General features: G+C 30.0%; 5 protein-coding genes and 1 pseudogene. 3 read left to right on the top strand and 3 right to left on the bottom strand.

Annotation, left to right across the window (positions count from 1 at the left end; genetic code table 11):
- Positions 1-41 precede the first annotated feature (41 nt).
- Positions 42-350 carry a hypothetical protein gene (locus ACHZC3_RS05900; RefSeq protein ID WP_394758951.1) on the bottom strand — a complete coding sequence of 103 codons (309 nt, stop codon included), beginning with the start codon at positions 348-350 and terminating at the stop codon, positions 42-44.
- Between the two features lie 119 nt (positions 351-469).
- Here ACHZC3_RS05900 and ACHZC3_RS05895 point away from each other — a divergent pair, with 119 nt between their 5' ends.
- Complete coding sequence (locus ACHZC3_RS05895; protein WP_394758950.1) at positions 470-826, top strand: helix-turn-helix domain-containing protein; 357 nt, start codon at positions 470-472, stop codon at positions 824-826.
- Between the two features lie 29 nt (positions 827-855).
- On the opposite strand, the gene rlmB is transcribed toward ACHZC3_RS05895, so the two are convergent.
- Together rlmB and ACHZC3_RS05885 are read right to left on the bottom strand one after the other, a co-directional pair.
- Complete coding sequence (gene rlmB / locus ACHZC3_RS05890) at positions 856-1,590, bottom strand: 23S rRNA (guanosine(2251)-2'-O)-methyltransferase RlmB (protein ID WP_394758949.1); 735 nt, start codon at positions 1,588-1,590, stop codon at positions 856-858.
- A 191-nt stretch (positions 1,591-1,781) separates the two neighbouring features.
- Positions 1,782-3,383, bottom strand: a complete 1,602-nt coding sequence (locus ACHZC3_RS05885; RefSeq protein WP_394758948.1) for a hypothetical protein — start codon at positions 3,381-3,383, stop codon at positions 1,782-1,784.
- A gap of 224 nt (positions 3,384-3,607) precedes the next feature.
- Here ACHZC3_RS05885 and rpsL point away from each other — a divergent pair, with 224 nt between their 5' ends.
- Both rpsL and ACHZC3_RS05875 read left to right on the top strand, forming a co-directional pair.
- Positions 3,608-3,991, top strand: coding sequence for a 30S ribosomal protein S12 (gene rpsL / locus ACHZC3_RS05880; RefSeq protein WP_011963473.1), 384 nt, complete (start codon positions 3,608-3,610; stop codon positions 3,989-3,991).
- A gap of 63 nt (positions 3,992-4,054) precedes the next feature.
- A pseudogene (locus tag ACHZC3_RS05875) lies at positions 4,055-4,130 on the top strand (30S ribosomal protein S7); the annotation flags it as partial.

The following is a 4,130-nucleotide window of genomic DNA, read 5'->3' as shown; positions in this document are numbered from 1 at the left end:
TGAGATCAGGGTTGAGAAAATATATCGATACATTAATTTATTTAATCTAAATTAGTAAGTTTTTCATTTTTTGACCCTTCAATATCATCTGGAGCTTTTACGCCCATTAGCGTGTATGACATCTGTTCAAGTTCTGGGGTCATGTGTGCGATAGCATTAACCGCAGCTCTTGCAGCTACTCTGACTAATCCTGTAATTGTAGGTTTTTGATTTTCTGAAATAACATTCTCACTAATGCTCACCTCAGTTACTTTTCCGTAGTTCGTTTCGTTTTGATTAAAACTCATTAAAAAAGTAGCACTAAATATTGAAATAGTCAATAAAGCACTTTTTTTGCTAAATAAATTCATGAATAGTTTGTTTTAAAATTATTGATGCAAAGAAAAGTTTCAATAGAATAAATTGTTATTCAAATATGAATATTTTTAATTCAAATATGAATTAATTATATTTACAAAAAATATTTGATATGGAAATTGGAGCGAAAGTTAAAAAGGCAAGAGAAAACAAAGGGTTATCACAAGAAAAAATGGCGGAGATGCTAAATATTTCTCAGTCTAAATATTCTAGATTTGAAAGTAATAGTACTTTTTTAGACTGGGATAAAATTCCTGTTTTAGCTGATGCTTTAGACTTAAAAATAACGGATTTAATATCTAATGATAAAAATATTTTTTATATTCACAAACCTAATAATCAAAGTGGGTATATTGAAAATCAAACTATATCAAATACAGATAACCTTAATAAAGTTGTTGAATTATATGAAAAAGTAATTCAAGAAAAAGAAGAAATTATAAGTTTATTAAAAAGCAGGATAATGTAATAAATCCTGCTTTTTTTAAAAGATAAATATTATCCTCTCTGCCTCACCGTTTCATACAAAAAAGCACCACAAGCAACAGAAACATTTAGTGAACCAATACTTCCAAACATAGGTAACTTCGCTTTCTCATCTACAATTTTTAAAACAGACGGATTTACACCACGATCTTCGCTTCCCATAATGATGGCAACGCCTTCGTTTAGTGAAATATCATAAATATTGCTTTCGGTTTTTTCGGTAGCTGCAACGATTTTTATACCAGAAGCTTGTAGTAAGAAAACAGCATCTTTTATATGATCAACTTTGCAAATAGGCACATTAAAAACAGCACCAGCAGACGTTTTTACAGTATCTCCGTTTACAGGAGCTGAACCTTGTTTTTGCACAATAATTCCATCGACACCAGTACATTCTGCAGTACGAATAATAGCACCAAAATTTCTAGCATCAGACAATTGGTCTAAGATTAAAAACAATGGTTTTTTGCCGCTTTCTACAACGGTATCTATTAGTTTTTCTAAATCCTGAAACGTAATAGGAGCAATGGTTGCGACAGCACCTTGATGGTTGTTAGGAGTTAGTCTGTTTAATTTTTCGACAGGGACATACGAAAAATTGATGCTATTTTTTTTCATCAATTTTTGTAATTCTTGCATCAATTCACTTTGTGCATCGCTTTGTATAAAGACTTTATCAATTTCTTTTTTAGCATTTATAGCTTCGATAATCGCACGTATTCCAAATATTTGGTTTTCTTTTTCCATGGTGCAAAGATAGTTTTTTTTTAGATTTTTAGACTACTTAGATTATTAGATTGCTTAGACTTTAAAATGTATTTGAATTTGTAATTGTTGGTATTGAAAAAATAGATTCTTAGCTTTTATATATAGCTTGATTCCTAAAAGAACCATAAAGTCTAATAATCTAAGTAGTCTAATTATCTAAGAAGTCTATTTTAAAATCTTGCTTTAAAACTAATATGAACTATCGAATTCGATAACTTAATAGCTTGTTCTTTCGTGCTTCCGTTAGCATATACTAAATTGAAAAGACCATTTTTTGTTAGTAATCCAAACCCGAAACCCAATCCAACTAAACTGTTAGATGTATTAGATGATTTGTCTTGGTAATAACCGTAATCGATAATCGAATGGATGTAAATATTAGAATTAGCAACATATCGATATTCTGTCAAAATCGAAGTAAAAGTATTGCCCTGTAAGCTGTTTTCGTTAAAACCTCTTATGGAATTTATGCCGCCAAAACGATGCAACTCATTAATAATATAAGAATCACTTTTTAAATAATGATTCAAACTTCTTATGTTAATGATGTTTTTTTTGTTCAAATAAAAATTATGACTCAGATTTAATGTGCCAAAAAACTGATTGCTACTACTGAGTTCTAAATCTCTTTTTCCAGTCCCAAGCTTAAAATAAATTTGGGTTTTATCAGGAAATAAATAATCGTCTGGATTGTAAACCGAAAAATCTAAATGTGTGGTAATAAATGAATTTTTAAAATCGCTTATTGTGCTGCTATTTGTATTTTGAATATCGCTAGATTCAGCACTTTGATAACCTAAATAAACTTTGGTATTGTAATTAAAATAATAACCCAAATCGATTGCTGTTTGTGTGTTTTGAAACAAACTATCTTGCTTAAAAATATTTAATTGTGCTTTCAATCCCAATGGACTTTTAAAAATATAAGGAATTTCAATCGCACCATTGAAGGTTTTTTGATTCTTTCCGTCGCTTTTCCAATAAAGAGAAATTTTTTCACCACCGTTTAAAATATTTTGCAATTGCAGGTCGAGATAACCGTTTACAATCAGTTTTTTATTTTCATCATTTGTGAATCCTATAAAACCATCAAAAGTGTTTGGTTTTGCTTTTTCGAGATACACGTAAACTTTTGTAGAATCTTTGGTAAACAAAATTTCGGGATATTTCGGTTGGCTTACAAATCGCAACTTTCCAAAATCGGTATATATTTTCTTTAAATTTTCTTGGTTAAAGACTTTGTTTCGGTATAATCTTTTAATTTGTTTTTTGTGACCTGCGGGAAATTTATCGTAACCATTAATTACAATATCATCGAGTGTTCTGATTTTTTCTGCTGCTAAACTCAAATCAGCAAAAAGTTCGTTGTTTTCTTTCTTAAAATTAATCAGTTGCAACTTCGCTAGCGAATATCCTTTCTTTTCTAATATAAGCAAAGTTGTATTCATGAAATTTTCGGTTTCGGAAAGTGATATTTTTAATGTGTCATTTTTTAAATTTAATAATTCAAAATTTTCACCTATATATATATGTATAAATTTGTTTTTTAATCCAATGTTGTAATTAAATAGAAATGTAGAATCATTTACTTTAATAACTTCATCATGTTTAGAAGTCAAATAACCATTTTTTAATAATTTATCAGAAAATAAATTTACTTCATCAATAAGTGATTTTGTATTTGCATGTTTCTTAACATAAGTTAGAGAATCGATTGTTTTGTTTTCACTTTCGTTGGTTCCTTTTATTTGCAAATAAGAATTTTGTGCCAAAATGTTTTGACAAATGAAGAGGGTAAGAATAGAAAAAAGAAATTTCAAATTATTTTTTTATTTAAAGTAACGAAAAAACACGGTGTTTCGTATTAAAACTCAAATGTATAATAATAACATTGAAAATTAATGAATTATGATTTGTTTCGTTAAAAAATATTTGTACATTTGCAACCCCGTAAAAAGCGGGAATTTTATAAACAAGTAATTTTTAGTATTTAATTATGCCAACAATTCAACAATTAGTAAGAATAGGAAGAACCAAAATGACTAAGAAGTCTAAATCGGTTGCCCTAGATTCTTGTCCTCAAAGAAGAGGTGTTTGTACGCGTGTTTACACTACGACTCCAAAAAAACCAAACTCTGCAATGCGTAAAGTAGCGCGTGTACGTTTGACAAATGGTAACGAAGTAAATGCCTACATCCCTGGAGAAGGACACAATCTACAAGAGCACTCGATAGTATTAGTTAGGGGTGGAAGGGTAAAAGATTTGCCAGGAGTAAGATACCACATCGTTCGTGGTGCACTTGATACATCAGGTGTGGCGGGAAGAACGCAAAGAAGATCTAAGTACGGAGCAAAACGCCCAAAAGAAGCAAAAAAGTAATTTAAAATTACGATAGAGACGTTGCAGTGCAACGTGTGTACGGAATTTTATTAAAAAAAAGACATGAGAAAAAGAGCGGCAAAGAAAAGACCACTTTTACCAGATCCAAGGTTTAACGACCAATTGGTAACCCGTTTTG

It is taken from the genome of Flavobacterium sp. (genome assembly GCF_043720215.1).
Lineage (GTDB): Bacteria > Bacteroidota > Bacteroidia > Flavobacteriales > Flavobacteriaceae > Flavobacterium.
The sequence above is the reverse complement of the archived record's forward strand: the minus strand, read 5'-3'. Positions and strand labels throughout refer to the sequence as shown.